This window comes from Streptomyces sp. NPDC088246, from assembly GCF_044741025.1.
Taxonomy (GTDB): Bacteria; Actinomycetota; Actinomycetes; order Streptomycetales; family Streptomycetaceae; genus Streptomyces.
On sequence record NZ_JBIURV010000003.1, the window covers coordinates 119047 to 139533 of the forward strand.

Below are 20487 nucleotides of genomic sequence, written 5' to 3' on the forward strand. Positions count from 1 at the left end.
CTTCGGCGCTCAGGCCTTGCGCGCGCGGGTCGTCTTCTTCGCCGCGGGCTTCTTCGCCTCAGCCGTCTTGGCGGTCTTGGCCGTAGCGGACTTGGCGGCCTGGCCCGCGCTCGTCCTGGCCGTGGCCGTCTTCCTGACCGGGGCCGACTTCGCAGCGACCGCCTTCTTCGTGGTCACCTTCCGCACGGGCTTACGTGCCGCGGGCACCGAGGCTTCGCTCACCCGGTCCGGGTCCAGGATGCCCTGGAGGAACTTGCCGGTGTGGCTGGCCGGAACTCCGGCGACCTGCTCCGGGGTTCCCTCGGCGACGACCAGACCGCCCCCGTTGCCGCCTTCGGGGCCCATGTCGATGACCCAGTCCGCGGTCTTGACCACATCGAGGTTGTGCTCGATGACGATCACCGAGTTGCCCTTGTCGACCAGCCCGGAGAGCACCTTGATGAGCTTGCTGATGTCCTCGAAGTGCAGACCCGTGGTCGGCTCGTCCAGGACGTAGACCGTGCGGCCGGTGGAGCGCTTCTGCAGCTCGCTCGCGAGCTTCACACGCTGCGCCTCGCCGCCGGAGAGCGTCGGCGCGGACTGGCCGAGCCTCACGTATCCGAGGCCTACCTCGTGGAGCGTGCGGAGGTGACGGGCGATCGTCGGGACGGCCTCGAAGAACTCCAGGCCCTCCTCGATCGGCATGTCCAGCACCTCGGCGATGGACTTGCCCTTGTAGTGGACCTCCAGGGTCTCCCGGTTGTAGCGCGCTCCGTGGCAGACCTCGCACGGGACGTACACATCCGGCAGGAAGTTCATCTCGATCTTGATCGTGCCGTCGCCGGAGCAGTTCTCACAGCGGCCGCCCTTGACGTTGAAGGAGAAGCGGCCCGGCAGATAGCCGCGCACCTTCGCCTCCATCGTCTCCGCGAACAGCTTGCGGACATGATCGAAGACGCCGGTGTACGTGGCCGGGTTGGACCGGGGCGTACGGCCGATGGGTGACTGGTCGACGTGTACCACCTTGTCGACCTGGTCGTCCCCGTCGACCCGGGTGTGACGGCCGGGCACCGACTTGGCGCCGTTCAGCTCGCGTGCCAGGTGGGTGTAGAGGATGTCGTTGACCAGTGTCGACTTTCCGGAGCCCGAGACACCCGTGACGGCCGTGAGCACGCCGAGCGGGAAGGAGACGTCGATGTCCTGGAGGTTGTTCTCCCTGGCACCGTGCACCGTGAGCCTGCGTGACGGGTCGACGGGGCGCCGGATGTCGGGCATCGTGATCGACTTCTTGCCGGTCAGATACTGGCCGGTGATCGACTCACCGTTGCCCAGCAGCTCCTTGAGCGATCCGGAGTGGACCACCTTGCCGCCGTGCTCACCGGCACCGGGGCCGATGTCGACGACCCAGTCGGCGACCTTGATGGTGTCCTCGTCGTGCTCGACGACGATGAGCGTGTTGCCCATGTCGCGGAGCCGGACCAGGGTCTCGATCAGCCGGTGGTTGTCCCGCTGGTGCAGACCGATGGACGGCTCGTCCAGCACGTACAGCACGCCGACCAGGCCGGAGCCGATCTGTGTGGCGAGCCGGATGCGCTGGGCCTCGCCGCCGGACAGAGTGCCTGCCGCGCGGTTCAGCGAGAGGTAGTCGAGGCCGACGTCGACCAGGAACCTCAGCCGCTCGTTGACCTCCTTCAGCACCCGTTCGGCGATCTTCTTGTCGCGGGCATTCAGCTTCATCCGGCCGAGGAATTCGGCGCACTCGCTGATCGACATCGCGGAGACCTCCGCAATGGACTTCTCCATCACCGTGACCGCGAGGACGATCGGCTTGAGCCTGGTGCCCTCACAGGTCGGGCAGGGCACCTCTCGCATATAGCCCTCGAAGCGCTCCCGGCTGGAGTCGCTCTCGGCCTCGGAGTGCCGCCGCTTGACGAACTGCACCGCGCCCTCGAACGCGGGGGTGGTGTAGGCGCGCTCGCGGCCGTAGCGGTTGCGGTAGCGGACCTCGGTCTGGATCTTGTGGCCGTGGAGCAGGGCCTTCTTGGCGCGCTGCGGCAGCCCGGCCCACGGGATGTCCGTACGGAACCCGAGGGCTGCGGCGAGCGCGCCGATCAGCCGCCCGAAGTACTCCTTGGTGTGGCCGTGCGACCAGGGGTGGATCGCGCCCTCGTCGAGCGACTTCTCCTCGTCGGGGACGATCAGCTCGGGGTCGACCTCCATCCGCGTACCGATACCCGTGCAGTCGGGGCAGGCGCCGAAGGGCGAGTTGAAGGAGAAGGAGCGCGGCTCCAGCTCCTCGAAAGAGAGGTCGTCGTACGGGCAGTAGAGGTGCTCGGAGTACATCCGCTCACGCTCGGGGTCGCCCTCGGGGAGGTCGACGAAGTCGAGCACCACCATGCCGCCGGAGAGCCCGAGCGCGGTCTCGACCGAGTCGGTCAGCCGGCGCTTGGCGCTGTCCTTCACCGTGAGACGGTCGATGACCACCTCGATGGTGTGCTTCTCCTGCTTCTTCAGCTTGGGCGGCTCGGAGAGCTGGATGGTCTCGCCGTCGACCCGGGCCCTGCTGTAGCCCTTGGTCTGCAGATCGGCGAAGAGGTCGACGAACTCGCCCTTGCGCTCACGCACCAGCGGCGAGAGCACCTGGAAACGGCTGCCCTCAGGAAGACCGAGCACCTTGTCGACGATGGCCTGCGGCGACTGGCGCGAGATGGGACGGCCGCACTCGGGGCAGTGCGGCTTGCCGATCCGGGCGAAGAGCAGCCGGAGGTAGTCGTAGACCTCCGTGATGGTGCCGACCGTCGAGCGCGGGTTGCGCGAGGTCGACTTCTGGTCGATGGAGACGGCAGGTGAGAGGCCCTCGATGAAGTCGACGTCCGGCTTGTCCATCTGGCCGAGGAACTGGCGGGCGTACGAGGAGAGGGACTCCACGTAGCGTCGCTGCCCCTCGGCGAAAATCGTATCGAACGCGAGAGACGACTTGCCCGACCCGGAAAGCCCGGTGAAGACGATGAGGGAGTCGCGGGGGAGGTCGAGCGAGACGTTCTTGAGGTTGTGCTCGCGAGCGCCACGAACGATGAGACGGTCGGCCACGCCGGTCCGCACCTTTCTGGAGAGAAGTGGGGGAACTGAGCCCCTGTCCCAGGGTATGGGGGGCGCCACAGCGATGTACGAAGCTTTCGACTCCGAGCGTATAGCACGCGCATTCGATTTACGGACGGCCGCAGACTCCTTCACCCGAATGAGTGGCGGGGCTAGGCTCAGCCTCATGATTGATCATGCGCACGACCTGGACGCCGTACGTGAAGCGACCGACCGGCTGCTCAGCGCCACCAGGAAATTGGACGACTCCGCACTCGCCGAGCCGTCGCGATTGCCGGGCTGGAGCCGCGGCCATGTCGTTGCGCACCTCTCTCGTAACGCCGACGCGCTCGTAAATGTTCTCCAGGGCCGGCCGATGTACGCAGACAGCGAAACCCGCGACCGCGACATCGAGCGCGACGCAACCCGGCCGAAGGCCGAGCAGCTGGCCGACCTGGCCGAGAGCGCGGCCCGTTTCGTGGCCGCCGCCTCGGCCCCGGCCGACTGGTCCCGCACGGTCACGATGCGCAACGGCGTGACCGACTCGGCCTCCCGGATCCCCTTCCGCCGCCGCATCGAGGTCGAGCTGCACCATGTCGACCTGGGCATCGGCTACGAGCTGGAGGATCTCCCGGACGAGTTCGTCACACGGGAGATCGACTTCCTCGCCGAGCGGTTCGGCGGGCACCCCGATGTCGTGTCCACGGGTGCGGCCGACGACAAGGGCCGGACCTGGACGACGGGCGGCGGCGCGGAAGGCGGTCCTGTCAGGGTCCGCGGTACGGCCCCCGAGCTGCTCGGCTGGCTCTGCGGACGCCGTGACGGCTCGGCGCTGACCGTCGAAGGCGGCCCCCTTCCCGCGCTGCCCCCGCTATAGGCTGAGACGTATGACGTACAGCGGAACGGTCAAGGTCGGCGGGCGTGCGGATGTACACGAGTTGACGGATCTGATGATCTCCAAGGTCGCCGTCGGCCCGATGAACAACAACGCTTATCTGCTGCGCTGCCGGGCCACCGGCGAGCAGCTCCTGATCGACGCGGCCAACGAGGCCGGGACTCTGCTGCAGCTGATCGGTGACGACGGCATCACCTCCGTCGTCACCACCCATCGGCACGGCGACCACTGGCAGGCGCTCGGCGAGGTGGTGGCGGCCACCGGCGCGCGTACGTACGCCGGGCGGTACGACGCCGAGGGCATCCCGGTCCCGACCGACGTCCTGGTCGACGACAACGGCACGATCCGGGTGGGCCGGGTCGCCCTGACCGCCCGTCACCTCGTCGGTCACACCCCGGGCTCCATCGCGCTGATCTACGACGACCCGCACGGAGCCCCGCATCTGTTCACCGGGGACTGCCTCTTCCCCGGCGGTCCTGGGCGGACAACAAGCCCGGAAGACTTCACGAGCTTGATGGACGATGTCGAGGCCAAGATCTTCGGCCCGCTGCCGGACGAAACGTGGGTCTACCCCGGCCACGGGCACGACACAACCCTAGGGGCGGAACGACCGCACATCGCCGACTGGCGGTCGCGCGGCTGGTAACCGGCATACCGAAGCGGGGCCGACCTGAAAGAGGCCGGCCCCGCCCGGCGTTGCACGGCGCAGCGAAGGGCCCGTGCGACCTGGTGGTGAACTGACCTTCTCCCGGCCGTCGGGGCGGGCCGTGTTGCACGGCTGCGTTGTCGTACACGCCGGGATTTCCGCGTACGGGACCGTCATGGCCATCGGCACGACGGAGGACCCGTAGCCGGTAGCGGCTGGGCGACGAACACGATCAGGTGAGGCCGGCCGCCGCATTGTCGTCCCAGCCATCGTCGCGCTGCATGTAGCCGAGCATCGAGCGGGAGTGGCGGGCCCAGCCGCCCTGGTCGGCGATGGCGATGCGCCCGACGGAGGCGAGCCCGATGCGCAGGGAATGCCCGGTCCAGGCGATCGGCACCCCGGCCCGGTCGGAGATCCGCTTAATGGCGCGGGTGACGGAGTCGGGCCCCATGCCGCCGGTGATATGGCCCCACCGGTCGATGCCGACGAACGCCGGCGTCGATGGGTCGGCCCACTGCTCGCCGCGCTCGTCGACCAGGCGCGCGCGGTAGGCGGCGTACGCGCGGACCGGGCAAATCTCGGGATCGTCGGCGTAGCGGATCTTGGCGTTGCGCACCGAGTGCTTGGTCTTGCCGGTGAGCACCGCGACCACCAGTCCCTGCGGGTGCAGGGTGACGTCGCCGGTCCGCAGCCCGGCCGGGTCCTGGGAGCGCGAGGCGTAGTTGAAGCCGGTGAGCACCAGCGCCTTGTCACGGTCCCCGGCGAGTGTGTCGGGGCAGGCCCGGGCGATGGTGCGCAGCCCCTCGACGTCCCCGCCGACCGCCTGCCCGCGGCCGCGCCGTTCCCCGGCCTGCAGGAGCTTGACCGCCAGGCCCTCCAGAGCGGCGCAGGCCTCGGCCTGGTCGTCACCGGAGACCTTCACACCGCGCTCGCGCAGTCCGACGACGGCGGCCGCAAGGTGGGTGGAGGCCGAGCTGGGGGCGTAGCCCTTGCCGCTCTGCTGGCCCTCGCGCAGCAACCACGTCACGAACGCCACCAGGGCGCCGCGGGAGCCCTCCAGCTCCGGCAGCTCGGTGACGGCGCAGAAGCGCGTCCACACCCACCAGCTCTTCTTGTAGGTGTCGACGGTGCTCTCCGGGGTGATCTCCTTCGCGACGGCGTCGGCCAGGTCCTCGGCCTCGGCGAGCCGAAGGGCGGCCTCGACGCCGTGCCGCTCGGCCCACCGCTCGACGAGTGCCAGCCGATCGGCCAGGACGGGGACCGGGAGCTCGATCTCGGTGGTCATCCCCGCTCCTCGGTGAACCCGTAGTCCTCCGGACCCTCGTAAGGCAGTTCGTACTCGGGCTCGGTCTCCATCGCCTCCTCGCACTCGTGACACAGAGGCGGGGAGCCTGCGGCCGAAGTGTCGACTTGCTGGCCGCAGCCGTCGCACGGCACGAGGGTCGCGAAGGCCGTCGTGCAGCAGAAGCAGAAGTAGCGGGAGTTGGTCGCTTCGCTGCGCACGCGGACGTCGGCGCCGAGAGCCGCCTCACCGCACATCGGGCAGATGTCTGCCTGCTCCCACGGCGGTCTCTGCCCCCGGAAGTGCCTGTGGAGCCCCTCCGGGGCCAGGACGTCGAGCAGAAGCGGCACGTCGCGCGGTCGCCCCAGTCGTCCGGAAGCCCTGAGGCGGTGCTGGCCCGGACCAGCTTCGCGCCCTGCTAAGAGATCCGATACCAAATCACAATCACCGCCTCGGCCAAGGTAGTTGCCGCATCGGAGAAGACGTTCCGGCGCCCTCGAGACGTGCGCGACCTAGCAGGGGCGGGCACTCTCGCAGGAGACGAGAGGTACTCCGGCGGGCGTCGCGAGTACGAAGACGCTCTCGCCGAATTGCGTACGGCGATGCGGCAGGAACTCGGGGCGAACGAGCCCGACTGATCAATGCGGAGGCGCCTCCGACACCCCTTCAGAACGATCGACCCGTTTCGCGACCGGACGCCAAACACACGTTATGCGCTTCCCAGGGAACGATCCTGCGAGCGAGACGCTTCACGGCGCCAAGCCCGCTTTCCGGTGTCCCCGGCTTGTCCAGTCCGACTCTGTCGGCTGGCTACCCTCCTTGCCTATGACTGCCAACCCGTGGGATGAGCTGGCTGACCTCGACAGCCGAAGCAAGGAGCAGATCCTCGACTTATTGCGGCGCCTCGACGATGTGCCGCGGCCAGCGCGGCGCCACATGCGGGTGTACGCCGACGAGTACGCCGGGCACCTCTACAAGCGGATTCCTGCTCACACGTTCCAGTGCTGTCTGTGCGAATCGACGGCCCAGAACTGGGACCACTGCCACGTCCACAATTATGTGCGGGGTCCGTTGTGCGACCCGTGCAACGTCATGGAGCCGCGGTGGCATAGAGATGGAAGATTCCCCTGGTACTTCGCCAAGTGCCCGGGGTGCGCTCCGTGAGCGCGAACTCGGCGCTCGGTGGTGCACAGTACCTCGCCGCGTATGGCCGTCGGGGTCGTCCAGCGCCCGGCAGACCGCCTGCCTTCCCCAGGTGCGCGAAGTGGCGGCAGCGGGCACCGGCGGCCCAGTAGCATCCAGTCGACGGCGGGCGCCGCAGCATCAACAGGAGCGGCGCGGAGCCGAAGGCTATCGCGGAGATGGCAATGGACGCATGGGCAACGCCTGGACGAGGCTTACTCAGGAAGCAGGGGAACGCGGCGGCCCTGATGCTCTGAGGGCGTTCTACCGGGCGCAGGGGCAGAAGTCGGCGGTCACGTACATGGCCTGCTTCGCTGCGGCCTCGGGGGTGGCGTACGGGGTGAACAAGTACCGCAAGTACGCCGAGGACAAGAAGATGGATCGCAGGATCTCCGAGTTGGAGACCGAGGGAACTCTGGCCGAGATCGAGCAGGGGCGGGACGACAATCCGACCGTGTAGGCGGAGTTCCTGAACCCCGCACAGAAGCCAAGGCCCTAACCGCACGCTGAGTTACTTGTCACTTGGTGGCAGCTTCGGCCTTGGGGAACAGCGGGGCAGCCGATATCGGCTGCCCCGCTGTTCCCCAAGGCCGGTGTTGAGGCGCGTGATGCTTCCGCTCAGCGCCGGTCGGCGCCGCGGAAGATGTCGATGAGGTCGTGATAGCTCGGGATGCGCCCGCGATAGACCCCCGCGAACACGGCCGTGATGATCAGCGCGGCAACCGGGCCGGTCGCCATCTCGGGCAGGTCGGCCCAGGAGAGCGCCGTCAGCACGCCGACGATCAACAGACCTGACACCGCCAAGTGCAGCCAGGAGCGATCCGCGACGGGCTCGGCCCCCGTCATCTGACGTTCGTCCAGGAGCTGAAGCATGTTCCCCTCCGCGTACCGGTGAGCGATCGTGGTCAACAGGGTTGCCATGGTCCGCAATGCCTCTTCGGGATCCTCGTACTGCCGGGCCTCCGCCATACGCAGCGCGCTGACGACTCGCGCGGCATGAGCCTTCAGCTCCAGCCGCTGATGCCGACGCACCTTCGCGTGCCGCGTCTTCCAGGCCCGGCGGATCGCCCGCTCCGCCCTGCGTACCGACACGGGCGGGAGGTCGAGCGGTCCCTGCGCTCGAAGTCGTGCGACAGCGCGCCCGCACTGAACCGCGGACAGCATCAGCAGCACTACCGGCCAGTTTCGCGCCTCGGAATCGGCGTCGATGCGGCGCTGGTTCATCCGAGGCAGAAGGGGGCGGAGCCCCACGAGCGCAAGGAAGCCGGGGAGCAGCATGAGCAATGCCCAGCACAGCAGCGCTGCGACGATAGGGGTTCGCAACAACCCAACCGTCTCTGTCGGGTGCTCCCAGATCCGGGCCACTGTCCCAGGGAGTTCCGAGGGGAGCACGAAAATGGCCCACTTCGCTGCATCCACACATCCGTCGATCAAAGAGTCGAGGGGGTTGGCGGCCTGTGGCGCAGGGCCCTTCCTGGTCCACGCCCTGCGGATAGTGGCCTCGTTCCACACCGCCACCACCGAAACAGTCACCAAGAACACCCGCATCGGCAGATCTGCCAGGAAGGCGCGGGCCCACCGCGAGACACAGAGGTCGGCAAGGCGCCTGTTCGGTGGAAGGCCGGTTACGACGCCAGGTAAGACGGAGTGTGTGGGGACCACGACACGAGCGGTGAGATGGCTCGTCAGCCGCCGGAACTCGTGACGCGCCCGCAGGACTACATGTATCCGAATGGGCGGCCAGGCGTACCGGAGCCACGCAAAGTACACAGCGACACCCAGGGTGCAGAGAGCAGCCAGTACCGCGCCCGCGTTCAGTTTTTCTTTCCAGTCAGGTACCACCCGCGAAGTCTCCCCTCATCTAGGGGAGTTGGGATTGATACGAGACAAGAAGGGCGAGTATCGCGCCAGAGCCGTTCCGACGCCGACGTGTCGTCGCAGGTCGCGCGTCGCAGAAGTCCTTTCAGAACCTGCAGGTTCTGCGACGGGGTTCTGAGAGGCGGCTGACTGACCTGTGACAGCGATGGTTGATCCATTGCCACCGAAGTTTGACTGATGGGGCCGCCGTCGGTCAGATGACCTCTTGCTGCCCCTGGTTGGGCTGCTCTAGCTGCTGCTGGCGCTTGCGCTGCTCCACCCGCAGCGTCTCGACGTTTTCGGCTAGCTTCTCCAGGTTGGCCGCCTCGTCCTGCTGGTTGTACGGAGGGATCGCTAGGTCATAGGCGGTGACGTGCTGTTCGATGGCGTCGGAAGTCTGCTGGAGGTTGAAAGCGCGTTCTCGGTACTTGAAGTAGCCGGTCACCGCAGTGGTCAGCGACACGAACGCCCCGAGGCCGATCAGTATCGTCTTACCGGGCTGCGGCTGCTCGTAGACAGCCGAGGTCACCATCATGGCCACCGACGCAACGAACAGACCCCACTGAAAGAAGTTGTGCACCCGCCGGTACCGCCGCGTCTCGCGTCGCAGCCGGTCGATCTCCTGCGGGATCGACTCCCGGTAGGAGTGCTGACGGTCCTTCGAGGACCGAGCCCCGGTGGACGCTTCGAGTATGCGCCGCTCCTCCAACAGGTCGACTTCCAGTTTCAACGCCGCAACCGACTTTGGCTCCTTCCCCTTCGGCTGGCCGGTGTCCATACGCCGGCCGAAGACGAACACGACTAGGAGCAGCACAAGGAGCACGCCACCTGCCGCGTTGTACGGCCGCATGTCCACCTGCCGCCAGGTGGCCGCGTTGACCACCGCCGCGGCGGAGAGCAGAAGAAACCCGGTCAGGGCCGACCAGACGGCCAGGAAGCGCGATATCCGCGACAGCCGTATCTGACTGCTTAGCGCCGCATGCGTGCGCCGGTAGGCCAGGGCCCGTTCCACATGGGCGGCGTCGACATGACCGCCCTCGGTGATCACTTCGCCTGTGTCGATTGTCTTCCTCTCGTAGCCCCTATCGAAAGCCTCTTCGAGTGCTCGGTCCACGAGGGTCCGAATGGTCTCTTCGGGGAGAATCTCTTGCTTTCCCCTCGAAGGAGCCTCGGGCGCCTCCGAATATTTCACCTCGGGAGTATTCGGAATATGATTAAGGTTACGAAAGGTTTCTTCTAGCACATCACCCCAGGTGTAAGAATCCTCCTGGATGCTGTCATTCGATATTAGATTCCCAATAGGGACACCCACCCAGAGAGTTCCCGACCCATCATCACGGCTGTGCCATACCGTAGCCTTGGACAGATTGTCGTGATCGGGGAATACGAACCACTCGATGAACTCCTGAACATCCGCGTTAAGAGCAGCGTCGATGAACAGGTGAACGTGCGACCAGTCGAAGTACCCGGGGAAGGACTCCGAAGCGTCTTCGGCGCTCAGCGTACGGCCGTCATGAGCCAGATGTGGAAGGACCTTATACACCCATGGCTCGTAACGAAGGTCCGAGCCTTCCCCGGCTTCTGACTCGGGGCCCGCATGGCTCCCCGTAGACGAGCCATGCTGTGTTCCGTCAGATTCGGGTTCGTGCTCCTCCGGCTCCCCTCCCGCCTCGGGTTGGTACTCCTCCGGGCCCATCTCGGTGTTCTCCTCGGTGTCCGGCTGCGGGTAATGGTCGGGGGCGGAGACTTTCACGGTCCCCCGGGGGGATCTCCGGATGTCGGGAACTGTCCGGTACAGGCGCCTCATGCTCGTGAGCGTCTGAGAGACGGCGTCCCCCCATGTCGGGTCGGGGGCCGTCGGGCGATGCGCCTGAATGCGAACGCTTTTCCATACGCTCTCGCCGCCGTCGTTGTGCTCGAATCGCACAAGGGCCCTGCTCTGGTCGTTGTCGTGCGGAGATACGAACCAGGGATCTAGCCACTCCACGCCAGCAGCGGAAGCGGCGTTGATGAATATTTCGATGTTCGTCCAGTTGACTGACGGGAGGGGGCAGGGCTTGAACGCGTCCTCGCGTGTGAGCTTCCGCCCCTTGTATTCGATGCGTTCCACGAGGGCGAGCACCCATGGGGGATAGGGCTCGGTCCCGTCCGCCGGCGGGGCGGGCGGGGCGTCGTCAGGCATGGCGTGGTCCCCCTTTTCGTGGTGGTGGTCTGGGCGTCCGACTGATGACGCGGGGTCTCTGGAAGGTTACCTGTGGTACAGGAAGATTCCGTGGTCAAACCATCGCCGCAGGGCGGGAGTTGACCGGAGGCGGCCGACGAGGCACCACGCCTTTGCAGTCGCCGCCGCAGGCGTCCTCTTTGATCACCAGCCCCGAACGGCCTATGTCCGCCTGACGGCCTCGCAGGCATGGGTGGTGCGGGGCCGGAAGGAACGCGTACGGGCCGTGTACGGGGCCCCGTCGGCCCACGGAGCCCTCGCCCAGGTTCAACCTCGTCATGCTCCTGCTCGACGCCTACCAGGACGGCACCCGCCGGCCTCAGCTCAGCGCCCGCTACGGACTCGACCGCCGCATCGTCCGCATCGCGCTCCAGCACCAGCAACCACGCGAGCTCAAGCGTCGCACGCCCGACCCCATCGTGCTTCTGGCAGCAATCGACCCCGTCGACTCAACAAGCTGCACAACATGCTCACCGGGTGGCGTCAGCACCGTCCCCGTGATCACGGTCAAATTTCGGTGGCAAACCGTCAAACTTCCCTACGTTGCCTGCGGGACCTGGCGAGCCCTTCGTATGGTTGGCCCACCCAGAGGTCGTCGTCGGCATCGGCCTGTGCGACCAGCGCGGTGAACACCCGCTCCCAGGTGCCGTCGATGGCCCACATCCGCAGCCGGTTGTAGACGCCTCGCCAGTTCCCGGGCGGGGTCGGCAATACGCACAAGGATCCCAAGGCCTTCGCGAGCCTGCTCCACGATGTGGAGACCAAGCTCTTCGACCAGTTGCCCGACGAAACCTGGGTCTATCCGGGCCACGGTCACGACACCACCCTCGGCGACGAACGTCCGCAGCTGCCGCAATGGCGCGCCCGGGGCTGGTGACGGCAGCCGCAGGGGCACTCTCCACCCGTACAAACACCGGCCGGGGCGGGCAACGGACAGTTGCTCGCCCCGGCCGGTACCGGTTCCTGCCCGGCCGGACGGCCGCCGGGCCGTCCGCCGCGGTCAGGCGTCGATGCTGGACCCCTTGTCCGCGGCCTTGTCCGCTTCCGCGGCCGCCTCGGCCTGCTCCTGCTTCTTGTTGGCGATGAGACTGGTGATCGTGGTGATCACCAGCACGCCGCAGATGACACCGAGCGAGACCGGGATGGAGATCTCCGGGACGTGCACTCCGGACTCGTGCAGTGCGTGCAGCACCAGCTTCACGCCGATGAAGCCGAGGATGACCGAGAGCCCGTAGCTGAGGTGGACCAGCTTCTTCAGCAGCCCGCCGATCAGGAAGTACAACTGCCGCAGCCCCATCAGGGCGAAGGCGTTGGCGGTGAAGACGATGTACGGGTCCTGGGTCAGGCCGAAGATCGCGGGGATGGAGTCCAGGGCGAACAGCACATCGGTGGTGCCGATGGCGAGCATGACGACCATCAGCGGCGTCAGGACGCGCTTGCCGTTGTTACGGATGAAGAGCTTGGTGCCGTGGTACCGGTCGGCGACCCCGAAGCGGCGCTCGATCGTCTTGAGGAGTCGGTTCTCCTCGAACTCCTCCTCTTCCTCGTCGGCCCGCGCCTCCTGGATGAGCTTCCAGGCGGTGTAGATCAGGAACGCGCCGAAGATGTAGAAGACCCACGAGAAGTTGGCGATGACGGCGGCACCGGCAGCGATGAAGATGGCTCGCAGCACCAGCGCGATCAGCACACCGACGAGCAGCACCCTTTGCTGGAGGTGGGAGGGGACCGAGAACTTCGCCATGATCAGGACGAAGACGAAGAGGTTGTCGACACTGAGCGACTTCTCGGTGATGAAGCCGGCGAAGAACTCGCCCGACGCCTGGCTCTCACCGAAGACCAGCAGGCCGAGTCCGAAGAGCGCGGCCAGCGCGATCCAGATGATCGTCCAGATTCCGGCTTCCTTGGTCGTCACGTCATGGGGTTTGCGCCCGATGAAGAAGTCGACGGCAATAAGGGCTGACAGACCAAGAATGGTCAGCACCCAGAGGGTCCATGAAACGTCCACTGCGCCTCCGGCAGTTCGCTACGGCTACTGATCAGCGTCGTCGCTGCCGGAGGTCTCTTCCACCCGGGCGCACGGGCTGCGCACCACGGGCCGGCGCCCCGGGACCGGTCACAGTCCGTACTGACGGGCACGCCGCGTATGGGAGTACTCCCCTCCGCCCAAAGAACAGTACAGGGAACACCAAGGAAAGGTAAAGAGGAGGGTAAAGATCTTCCAAAAGAGCAGGTCAGGGGCGTTGATACGTAGTCGCTTCCGCTCCAGGACTCAGGGGCGCCGGGGGCGGCGGGCCGCGGCCACCCTGGCGAGCACCTGCTCAAGGACCCGACTGCCCGGCGGCGTCCTCAGCGGCTCGTACGTCCAGGCGTGCCCCACCCAGGGATCGGCCAGGTGGTCGTCGGCGACCGGGGTGATCCGGAGCAGCGAGCGCCACAGCGGGTCGAGCACCGGCCCGTACGCGCCGGCGTCCTCGCGGTCCGCGACCATCAGCAGATGGACGCCGACCGAGGGCCCCTCGTCTGCGAGGTAGCGCAGCTGGGTGACGGCCCGGTCGTCGAAGCCGTGCGGGAAGTCGTTGACGATCAGCAGCTGTTCGCCTGTGTCGAGGTCCGGCGGAAGCGAATCGGCGGCGCCGGCCCGGATCGCCATCTGCACCAGGTCGACGCGCCGGGTGAGCTGCGCGAGGACCGAGGCCACTCCCCCGGCTCCGGCGGCGGGCGGCCCGGCGAGGGCCCCGGAATCGACCAGCGGGGCGAGCGCTCCGGCCGCCGAGCCCGCGGGGTCGATGACATGGACGGAGAACTCGTCGGCCGGATAGACGGCCAGCAGCCGGGCCGCGTGCGCGACCGCGTTCTCCATGGCCAGGCGGCGCAGTTGGGCGGTGTCCATCAGGGCTGCGGCCTCGGAGGCCGTACGGCCGCTGTCGACCCAGATCCCGCGCTCCAGAGGGAGCCGGACCAGTAGCGGGATGCGCAGGTCGGGGCTCTCGGGCAGATGGAGGTCGCCGATGCGCAGCGCCATCGGGATCTCCATCGGGACGCGGTAGGCGTGCCAGACGGGGTTGTCCCATCCCGCGTACGCGGCGGGGAGCGCGGGTTCCACGACGGCGGACTCGGCGGCGAGCTGGGCGAGGTCGCGATCGAGGACCTCGCGGGCCCGGGCGGTCAGCTCGTCGCGCTTGGTACGGGCCTGTTCGCGGGCCCGGTCGCCGGCGCCGCCGAGCCGGTTGCGCGGGTCGGACAGGGTCCGGTCGAGCTCCTGGTCCATGCGGGACTCCGCGAAGTCGACGGCGCTGCGGTACGCGGCGGTGGTGCGGGCCAGGTCCTCGAACATGCCCCATATCTGGTTGTAGAGGCGCTCCTCCATGGACCAGCCGGTCGCGTCCCCGGCAACGGGCCGGGCGGCGTGGCCCGGTTCGGCGGGCGGGGCGGTGGGAGGGGGTGGCGGGGGTGCGGATGTCTGGCGGCGCGGGTGCGCGTAGTTGATGGGGCCGCCCGTCGTGGCCGCGGACGGCGGGTTGGTGGGCTCGGCGAGCGGCTCGGGGGGCTGGGTGGCCGTCGGCGGTGCGACGGGGGGTCGGCGGCCGTCCGAGGGCGGTACGGGGCCCGTGCCGTGACCGACCCGGTCACCGTCCGGGGTGCGCGGCGGGGGCGGTGCGACCGAGCGGGCCATCGCGCGGGCGACGGCGTCCTGGATCGAGTGGGCCAGCTCGGCCGCCTGCGTCAGGCCCTGGTCGGCGAGCATGGCGGCGAGGCCGCCCGCGTAACCCTGACCGACGGCGCGGACCTTCCACGCACCCTGGCGGCGGTAGAGCTCCAGGGCTGTGACGGCGGACTCGCTGTCCAGGCCGGTGAGGGTGAAGGTGGCGATCTCGCTGCCTTCGAGCCCGGTGACAGCGACGAACGGTGAGGCGACCGCGCCGAACCGGACCGGTCCGCCGACGCCCGCGGGCAGGGCCAGCAGCACGGTGACCCGGTGCACCGAAGCCGGCAGGGCGTCGAGGTCCACGGCGAGCCGGTGTTCGGCGGCGGCCTGTCCGGACACCTCGAGCCCGGGCAGCTGTGGCGATCCCGGGTGGGCGACCCACTCGGTGCCGTGCACGGTGCCGCCCTCGTCGCCGAGCGTGGCACCGGCCACGACGGGCGTGCCGGCCGATACCCGGATCTCCAGACGGGTCTGGGGCAAGGTGTGATTCTGCCCCCGGACCAGCTCGGCCGTCATTGCCCTGTCCCCTCGATGAGTTGCCGCTGAGTGGTGCGGTGTCGTGCGGAGCGGCGCGATGTGGTGCAGCTCCCGGCGGCCGATGCCTCCGGGAGCTGCGCGTACCGATGTCGACCGGCTGGTCCGGCCGTGCCTACAGGTGCGGCAGGATCGCCGGCATCAGGTCCTGGAAGGTGCGGCCGTTGGCCGGGTTGCCGAGGGCGGTCATCTGCCACCCGTTCCCCGAACGGTGCACCTTCGCCATGATCTGGGCCGTGTACTGCCCGCCGCCGTCCAGCGTGTAGCGGGCGAGCTCCTGGCCGTTGGTCTCGTCGACGATGCGGCAGAAGGCGTTCTGCACCTCCTGGAACGTCTGGCCGGTGAAGGAGTTCACCGTGAAGACGATCTGGTCGATGTGGACCGGCACCCGCTGCAGATCGACGAGGATCGCCTCGTCGTCGCCGCCCGAACCGGCGCCGCCGACCAGGTTGTCCCCGGTGTGCTTGACCGAGCCGTCGTCACTGACGAGGTGACGGAAGAAGACCACGTCGACCGGCTGCTTGTCGGCGAACAGCACCGCCGAAGCGTCGAGGTCGATCTCCCTCGTACGTGAACCGAACAGACCGCGGCGCGGCGCCGCCTGCCAGCCGAGCCCCATCCGTACCGCGGTCAGGGTCCCCCCGTCGCTCTTCTGCAGGCTGATGGCCTGACCCTTGGTCATATTGACCGTCACGCGCTGTCCCCTCTCCGCTTGCCCCGCCACCGTCCGTGCGCGGTTTTCCAGCACCCTACGCAGTCACACCGAACGCGTGGCCGCTTGGGGCGTTTTTGTGTCGGTCCTGCAACACACCGGGTGCGACGGGGTCAGGCGAGGCCCGCCTCGCGCATCTGACGCAACTCCTTCTTCAACTCACCGACTTCGTCGCGCAGTCGGGCCGCCACCTCGAACTGCAGGTCAGCGGCGGCTGCCCGCATCCGGTCGGTCATCTCCTCGATGATTCCGGCCAGTTCGGTGGCGGGCCGGTCGGTGACCACCGCGCCGTTGCCCCCGGCCTTCTTGGAGCCTGCCGCCTTCACGCCCAGCGTGGGAACGGGAGCCTTGGCACCCTTCGTCTGGCGGTAGCCGGTGCCGAGCAGCTGCTCGGTGTCGACCTCCTCGCGGGCGATCGTCGCCACGATGTCGTTGATCTTCTTGCGCAGCGGCTGCGGGTCGAGGCCGCGCTCGGTGTTGTAGGCGACCTGCTTCTCACGACGGCGATTGGTCTCGTCGATCGCCTGCGCCATCGCCGGGGTGATCTTGTCCGCGTACATATGGACCTGCCCCGACACGTTGCGGGCGGCGCGCCCGATGGTCTGGATCAGGGATGTCCCCGAGCGCAGAAAGCCCTGCTTGTCCGCGTCGAGGATGGCGACCAGCGACACCTCGGGCAGGTCGAGGCCCTCGCGCAGGAGGTTGATGCCGACCAGTACGTCGTACTCACCGGAGCGCAGCTCACGCAGCAGCTCGATGCGGCGCAGGGTGTCGACGTCGCTGTGCAGATAGCGGACCTGGATGCCGAGCTCCAGGAAGTAGTCGGTGAGGTCCTCGGCCATCTTCTTGGTGAGGGTGGTGACCAGGACCCGCTCGTCCTTCTCGGCGCGCGTGCGGATCTCGTGCACCAGGTCGTCGATCTGGCCCTCGGTGGGCTTGACGACGACCTCCGGGTCGACGAGGCCGGTGGGGCGGATGATCTGCTCCACGAAGCCGTCGCCCCTGGAGAGCTCGTACTTCCCGGGTGTGGCGGAGAGATAGACGGTCTGGTTGATCCGGCCCAGGAACTCCTCCCACTTCAGCGGGCGGTTGTCGAGCGCGGAGGGGAGCCGGAAGCCGTGGTCGACGAGGGTCCGCTTGCGGGAGGCGTCGCCCTCGTACATGGCGCCGATCTGCGGGACGGTGACATGCGACTCGTCGAGGACGAGGAGGAAGTCCTCGGGGAAGTAGTCGAGGAGGGTGTTGGGGGCGGTGCCGGGTGAGCGGCCGTCGAAGTGCATCGAGTAGTTCTCCACGCCGGAGCAGGTACCGATCTGCCGGAGCATCTCGATGTCGTACGTGGTACGCATCCGCAGCCGCTGGGCCTCCAGCATCTTGCCCTGCTTCTCCAGCTCGGCGAGGCGCTGTTCCAGCTCCTGCTCGATGCCGTTGACCGCCTTCTCCATGCGCTCGGGGCCTGCGACGTAGTGGCTGGCCGGGAAGACGTGGAGGGACTGGTCCTCGCTGATGACCTCGCCGGTGAGCGGGTGGAGGGTGGAGAGCGCCTCGATCTCGTCGCCGAACATCTCGATTCGGACGGCGAGCTCCTCGTAGACCGGGAAGATCTCGATGGTGTCGCCGCGGACGCGGAAGGTGCCGCGGGTGAACGCCAGGTCGTTGCGGCTGTACTGGATCTCGACGAAGCGGCGCAGCAGCTGGTCGCGGTCGATCTCGTCGCCGACCTTGAGCTGGACCATCCGGTCCACGTACTCCTGGGGCGTACCGAGGCCGTAGATGCAGGAGACGGAGGCGACCACGACGACATCGCGCCGGGTGAGCAGCGAATTCGTCGCGGAGTGGCGCAGCCGCTCGACCTCCTCGTTGATCGAGGAGTCCTTCTCGATGTAGGTGTCCGACTGCGGGACGTACGCCTCGGGCTGGTAGTAGTCGTAGTACGAGACGAAGTACTCGACGGCGTTGTTGGGCAGCAGCTCGCGGAACTCGTTCGCCAGCTGGGCCGCGAGCGTTTTGTTCGGCGCCATCACGAGGGTGGGGCGCTGTAGTTTCTCGATCATCCAGGCGGTGGTCGCCGACTTGCCGGTACCGGTCGCGCCGAGCAGGACGACATCCTTCTCCTCCGCACGGATGCGCCGCTCCAGCTCGGCGATGGCCGCGGGCTGGTCGCCGCTGGGCTGGAAGGGACTGACGACCTCGAAAGGCGCCACCGAACGTTCGATCTTCGAAACGGGCCGCATGCAACCACCGTACGACCCACCGCTGACAACCGGGCCGGGTCAGCCGCAGTGCCGGGCCGAGGTCACCATTCTCCCGGCGGCGCGGGATCGCGCGGACGCGAGTGGGACGACGCCGGATCGGCATGTGTTCCGAACCGCGGAACCTGCCGCTGGGCCGGGATTCCGGGGGGCCGTCCGGCCCCGTTCATGGCCTCGGGGTCGTCCCAGTCCGGCGTGCCCATCACCATCAGGGGATCGAACATCACAACCACCGCGGCAAGGAGCAGGAAGCAGCCGGGGCCGATCAGCAGTGGCAGGAGGGGGGCGGTCCGCCCGTCGGCCGAAGCCGGGTCGGCGAGGGCGCCGGGGTGCAGGTGGACGTTCAGCGCGGCCATGCCCGTGTAGTGCATGCCGCTCACCGCGACGCCCATCACGACGCTGGCGCCGAGGCTGGGCAGGAAACCATGGATGGAGACGGCTGCCCAGAGTGCGGTCGTGGCGGCCACCACGGCTATGACGACGGAGAGGGCCACGGTGAACGTTTCGTACTCGAACTGTCCCTCAAGACGCATTCCGGCCATGCCCAAGTAGTGCATGGTGGCCACACCCAGCCCGGTGATGGTGCCGCCCGTCACCATTGCCATACGGGTGGCGCCCCGGTACCCGACGATGAAGATGCCGATGGCGACCATGCCGATCGCGACGGCGAGGCTGGCGAAGGTGATCGGCTTGTCGTAGCTGATGGTCACCCCTTCGACGGAGAAGCCGATCATCGCGATGAAGTGCATCGTCCAGATGCCGGAGCCTATGGAGGTCGCACCGAGGGCCAGCCAGCCGGCTTTGAAGGAACGCTCGGTGCGCAGCGAACGGGTCGTACAGCGCAGCCCGAGGGCCGCACCGAGGCAGGCCATGAGGAAGGCCGCGACTGGTGTCACCGCTCCGTAGCTGAAACCGTCGATCGTGCCGTGCATGCTCGTACGCCCTTCGCGGAAGCCCGGGTTCGGGGGTGACCCTAAGACGCGAGGCCCGGCAGACAAACAGAAGAGCCGCATTTTATCGATATGGAAATCGGCCCGTGACCCGGTCTCAAGGGCGGCGTTCACGTTGTGGCCATCCTTCGCCTGTCCCTCGTTGGCGGGCGGCTGCCACTCTCGGCCCGTCCGTAACTCTGACGCAAGGAGTACACGTGTACGCACGCACCGCAACCGCCGCCGTCGCTGCCGCCGCCCTCGTGGGTGCCGGCGCGTTGCTGATGTCGACCGCCGATACGCAGACCACGGGCAGGGGCACGGCCACGGCCGGGCACACGAGCACAAGCACGAGCATCCGGACCGTGAGCGCCCGGACCGCGGACGCGAAGCCGGGCGCCCCGGTCGTCTTCGCCCACCGGGGCGCTTCGGCCTATGCGCCGGAGAACACCCTGGCCGCCGTCGACAAGGCCGACGCACTCGGCTTCGACTGGGTGGAGAACGACGTCCAGTTCACCAAGGACGGTGTGCTGGTGGTCGTGCACGACACCGACCTGAAGCGGACCACCGACGTCGAGGAGGTCTTCCCGGACCGTGCCCCGTGGGCGGTCAAGGACTTCACGGCCGCCGAGATCGCCCGGCTGGACGCGGGCAGCTGGTTCGGTCCGCAGTTCGCCGGAACCCGGGTGCCCACTCTCAAGCAGTACCTGGACCGGATCGAGCGGAACCACCAGAAGCTGCTGCTGGAGATCAAGAGCCCGGAGATCTACCCGGGCATCGAGAAGGAGACCCTGCGGGTGCTGGGCCGGAAGGGGTGGCTCGACCGCAACCACGTCAGGAACAGGCTCGTCATCCAGAGCTTCGGTGCGGACAGTGTGAAGAAGGTGCACCAGCAGCGTCCGGACGTCACGACCGGCTTCCTCGGCACCCCCGCAGTGGCCGATCTGCCCTCGTACGCAGCGTTCACCGACCAGATCAACCCCTCGTACACGTCGATCTCCGCCGACTACGTGACGGCGGTGCATGCGCTGAAGGGCGCACACGGCAAGAAGCTCCGGGTCAACACCTGGACGGTCAACGACGCGGCGACCGCGGCGAGGACGGCGGGCTTCGGCGTCGACGGGATCATCACCAACACCCCCGATGTGGTGCGCGAGGCCACGGGCTGACAGCTCCGCCGCCCCGTCTCCGCGGCCCGTTGTCAGTGGCCGGTC

At 67.8% G+C, this 20487-nt stretch carries 17 protein-coding genes and 1 pseudogene; 7 read left to right on the forward strand and 11 right to left on the reverse strand.

The window, feature by feature from the left end; translation table 11 throughout:
* Window positions 1–9: 9 nt before the first annotated feature.
* On the reverse strand, window positions 10–3069 hold the full coding sequence (gene uvrA / locus ACIPEK_RS05705) for an excinuclease ABC subunit UvrA (protein ID WP_401991061.1): 3060 nt from the start codon (window positions 3067–3069) through the stop codon (window positions 10–12).
* A 175-nt stretch (window positions 3070–3244) separates the two neighbouring features.
* On the opposite strand from uvrA, the gene ACIPEK_RS05710 reads away from it, so the two are divergent.
* Window positions 3245–3934 carry a maleylpyruvate isomerase family mycothiol-dependent enzyme gene (locus ACIPEK_RS05710; RefSeq protein WP_401991064.1) on the forward strand — a complete coding sequence of 230 codons (690 nt, stop codon included), beginning with the start codon at window positions 3245–3247 and terminating at the stop codon, window positions 3932–3934.
* 10 nt (window positions 3935–3944) lie between these two features.
* Window positions 3945–4598: an MBL fold metallo-hydrolase gene (locus ACIPEK_RS05715; protein WP_401991067.1), complete on the forward strand. Its 654-nt coding sequence runs from the start codon at window positions 3945–3947 to the stop codon at window positions 4596–4598.
* 232 nt (window positions 4599–4830) lie between these two features.
* On the opposite strand, the gene ACIPEK_RS05720 is transcribed toward ACIPEK_RS05715, so the two are convergent.
* A complete protein-coding gene (locus ACIPEK_RS05720) occupies window positions 4831–5883 on the reverse strand; it encodes an integrase (RefSeq protein ID WP_401991070.1) in 1053 nt (350 codons plus the stop codon).
* A complete protein-coding gene (locus ACIPEK_RS05725) occupies window positions 5880–6230 on the reverse strand; it encodes a hypothetical protein (RefSeq protein ID WP_401991073.1) in 351 nt (116 codons plus the stop codon). The genes ACIPEK_RS05720 and ACIPEK_RS05725 overlap by 4 nt, the downstream gene beginning before the upstream one ends.
* A 153-nt stretch (window positions 6231–6383) precedes the next feature.
* On the opposite strand from ACIPEK_RS05725, the gene ACIPEK_RS05730 reads away from it, so the two are divergent.
* From ACIPEK_RS05730 to ACIPEK_RS05740, 3 genes are all read left to right on the forward strand, one after another.
* Window positions 6384–6518 carry a hypothetical protein gene (locus tag ACIPEK_RS05730; protein ID WP_401991076.1) on the forward strand — a complete coding sequence of 45 codons (135 nt, stop codon included), beginning with the start codon at window positions 6384–6386 and terminating at the stop codon, window positions 6516–6518.
* Between the two features lie 187 nt (window positions 6519–6705).
* Window positions 6706–7044, forward strand: a complete 339-nt coding sequence (locus ACIPEK_RS05735) for an endonuclease domain-containing protein (protein WP_401991079.1) — start codon at window positions 6706–6708, stop codon at window positions 7042–7044.
* 211 nt (window positions 7045–7255) lie between these two features.
* Entirely contained in the window at window positions 7256–7522 is a 267-nt protein-coding gene (locus ACIPEK_RS05740; protein WP_401991082.1) for a hypothetical protein, read from the forward strand.
* A gap of 158 nt (window positions 7523–7680) precedes the next feature.
* On the opposite strand, the gene ACIPEK_RS05745 is transcribed toward ACIPEK_RS05740, so the two are convergent.
* From ACIPEK_RS05745 to ACIPEK_RS05755, 3 genes are all read right to left on the reverse strand, one after another.
* Window positions 7681–8385, reverse strand: a complete 705-nt coding sequence (locus ACIPEK_RS05745) for a hypothetical protein (protein WP_401991085.1) — start codon at window positions 8383–8385, stop codon at window positions 7681–7683.
* Between the two features lie 748 nt (window positions 8386–9133).
* Window positions 9134–11101 (reverse strand): DUF4231 domain-containing protein, encoded by a 1968-nt coding sequence (locus ACIPEK_RS05750; protein WP_401991088.1) that lies wholly within the window; start codon window positions 11099–11101, stop codon window positions 9134–9136.
* Between the two features lie 567 nt (window positions 11102–11668).
* Window positions 11669–11851, reverse strand: coding sequence for a hypothetical protein (locus tag ACIPEK_RS05755; protein WP_401991091.1), 183 nt, complete (start codon window positions 11849–11851; stop codon window positions 11669–11671).
* On the opposite strand from ACIPEK_RS05755, the pseudogene ACIPEK_RS05760 reads away from it, so the two are divergent.
* Window positions 11832–12017 (forward strand): annotated as a pseudogene (locus tag ACIPEK_RS05760) (MBL fold metallo-hydrolase); the annotation flags it as partial. The gene ACIPEK_RS05755 and the pseudogene ACIPEK_RS05760 sit on opposite strands and share 20 nt — an antisense overlap.
* A 123-nt stretch (window positions 12018–12140) precedes the next feature.
* Here ACIPEK_RS05760 and ACIPEK_RS05765 read toward each other — a convergent pair.
* From ACIPEK_RS05765 to ACIPEK_RS05785, 5 genes are all read right to left on the reverse strand, one after another.
* The gene (locus ACIPEK_RS05765; protein ID WP_401991094.1) at window positions 12141–13145 is read right to left on the reverse strand and encodes a TerC family protein; all 1005 of its coding nucleotides are present in this window, start codon (window positions 13143–13145) and stop codon (window positions 12141–12143) included.
* Between the two features lie 264 nt (window positions 13146–13409).
* On the reverse strand, window positions 13410–15362 hold the full coding sequence (locus ACIPEK_RS05770) for a TerD family protein (protein ID WP_401991097.1): 1953 nt from the start codon (window positions 15360–15362) through the stop codon (window positions 13410–13412).
* A gap of 133 nt (window positions 15363–15495) precedes the next feature.
* Window positions 15496–16074 (reverse strand): TerD family protein, encoded by a 579-nt coding sequence (locus ACIPEK_RS05775; RefSeq protein WP_073747806.1) that lies wholly within the window; start codon window positions 16072–16074, stop codon window positions 15496–15498.
* 131 nt (window positions 16075–16205) lie between these two features.
* Complete coding sequence (gene uvrB, locus ACIPEK_RS05780) at window positions 16206–18326, reverse strand: excinuclease ABC subunit UvrB (protein WP_401991099.1); 2121 nt, start codon at window positions 18324–18326, stop codon at window positions 16206–16208.
* 62 nt (window positions 18327–18388) lie between these two features.
* The gene (locus ACIPEK_RS05785; protein ID WP_401991833.1) at window positions 18389–19276 is read right to left on the reverse strand and encodes an MHYT domain-containing protein; all 888 of its coding nucleotides are present in this window, start codon (window positions 19274–19276) and stop codon (window positions 18389–18391) included.
* Window positions 19277–19491: 215 nt separating this feature from the next.
* On the opposite strand from ACIPEK_RS05785, the gene ACIPEK_RS05790 reads away from it, so the two are divergent.
* Window positions 19492–20442 carry a glycerophosphodiester phosphodiesterase gene (locus ACIPEK_RS05790; protein WP_401991102.1) on the forward strand — a complete coding sequence of 317 codons (951 nt, stop codon included), beginning with the start codon at window positions 19492–19494 and terminating at the stop codon, window positions 20440–20442.
* Window positions 20443–20487: the final 45 nt, after the last annotated feature.

Coding starts and splice junctions, on each gene's coding strand:
- uvrB (WP_401991099.1), bottom strand. CDS start 18,326: ATGCGGCCCGTTTCGAAGATCGAACGTTCGGTGGCGCCTTTCGAGGTC.
- ACIPEK_RS05770 (WP_401991097.1), bottom strand. CDS start 15,362: ATGACGGCCGAGCTGGTCCGGGGGCAGAATCACACCTTGCCCCAGACC.
- ACIPEK_RS05750 (WP_401991088.1), bottom strand. CDS start 11,101: ATGCCTGACGACGCCCCGCCCGCCCCGCCGGCGGACGGGACCGAGCCC.
- ACIPEK_RS05715 (WP_401991067.1), top strand. CDS start 3,945: ATGACGTACAGCGGAACGGTCAAGGTCGGCGGGCGTGCGGATGTACAC.
- ACIPEK_RS05740 (WP_401991082.1), top strand. CDS start 7,256: ATGGGCAACGCCTGGACGAGGCTTACTCAGGAAGCAGGGGAACGCGGC.
- ACIPEK_RS05735 (WP_401991079.1), top strand. CDS start 6,706: ATGACTGCCAACCCGTGGGATGAGCTGGCTGACCTCGACAGCCGAAGC.
- ACIPEK_RS05720 (WP_401991070.1), bottom strand. CDS start 5,883: ATGACCACCGAGATCGAGCTCCCGGTCCCCGTCCTGGCCGATCGGCTG.
- ACIPEK_RS05785 (WP_401991833.1), bottom strand. CDS start 19,276: ATGCACGGCACGATCGACGGTTTCAGCTACGGAGCGGTGACACCAGTC.
- ACIPEK_RS05710 (WP_401991064.1), top strand. CDS start 3,245: ATGATTGATCATGCGCACGACCTGGACGCCGTACGTGAAGCGACCGAC.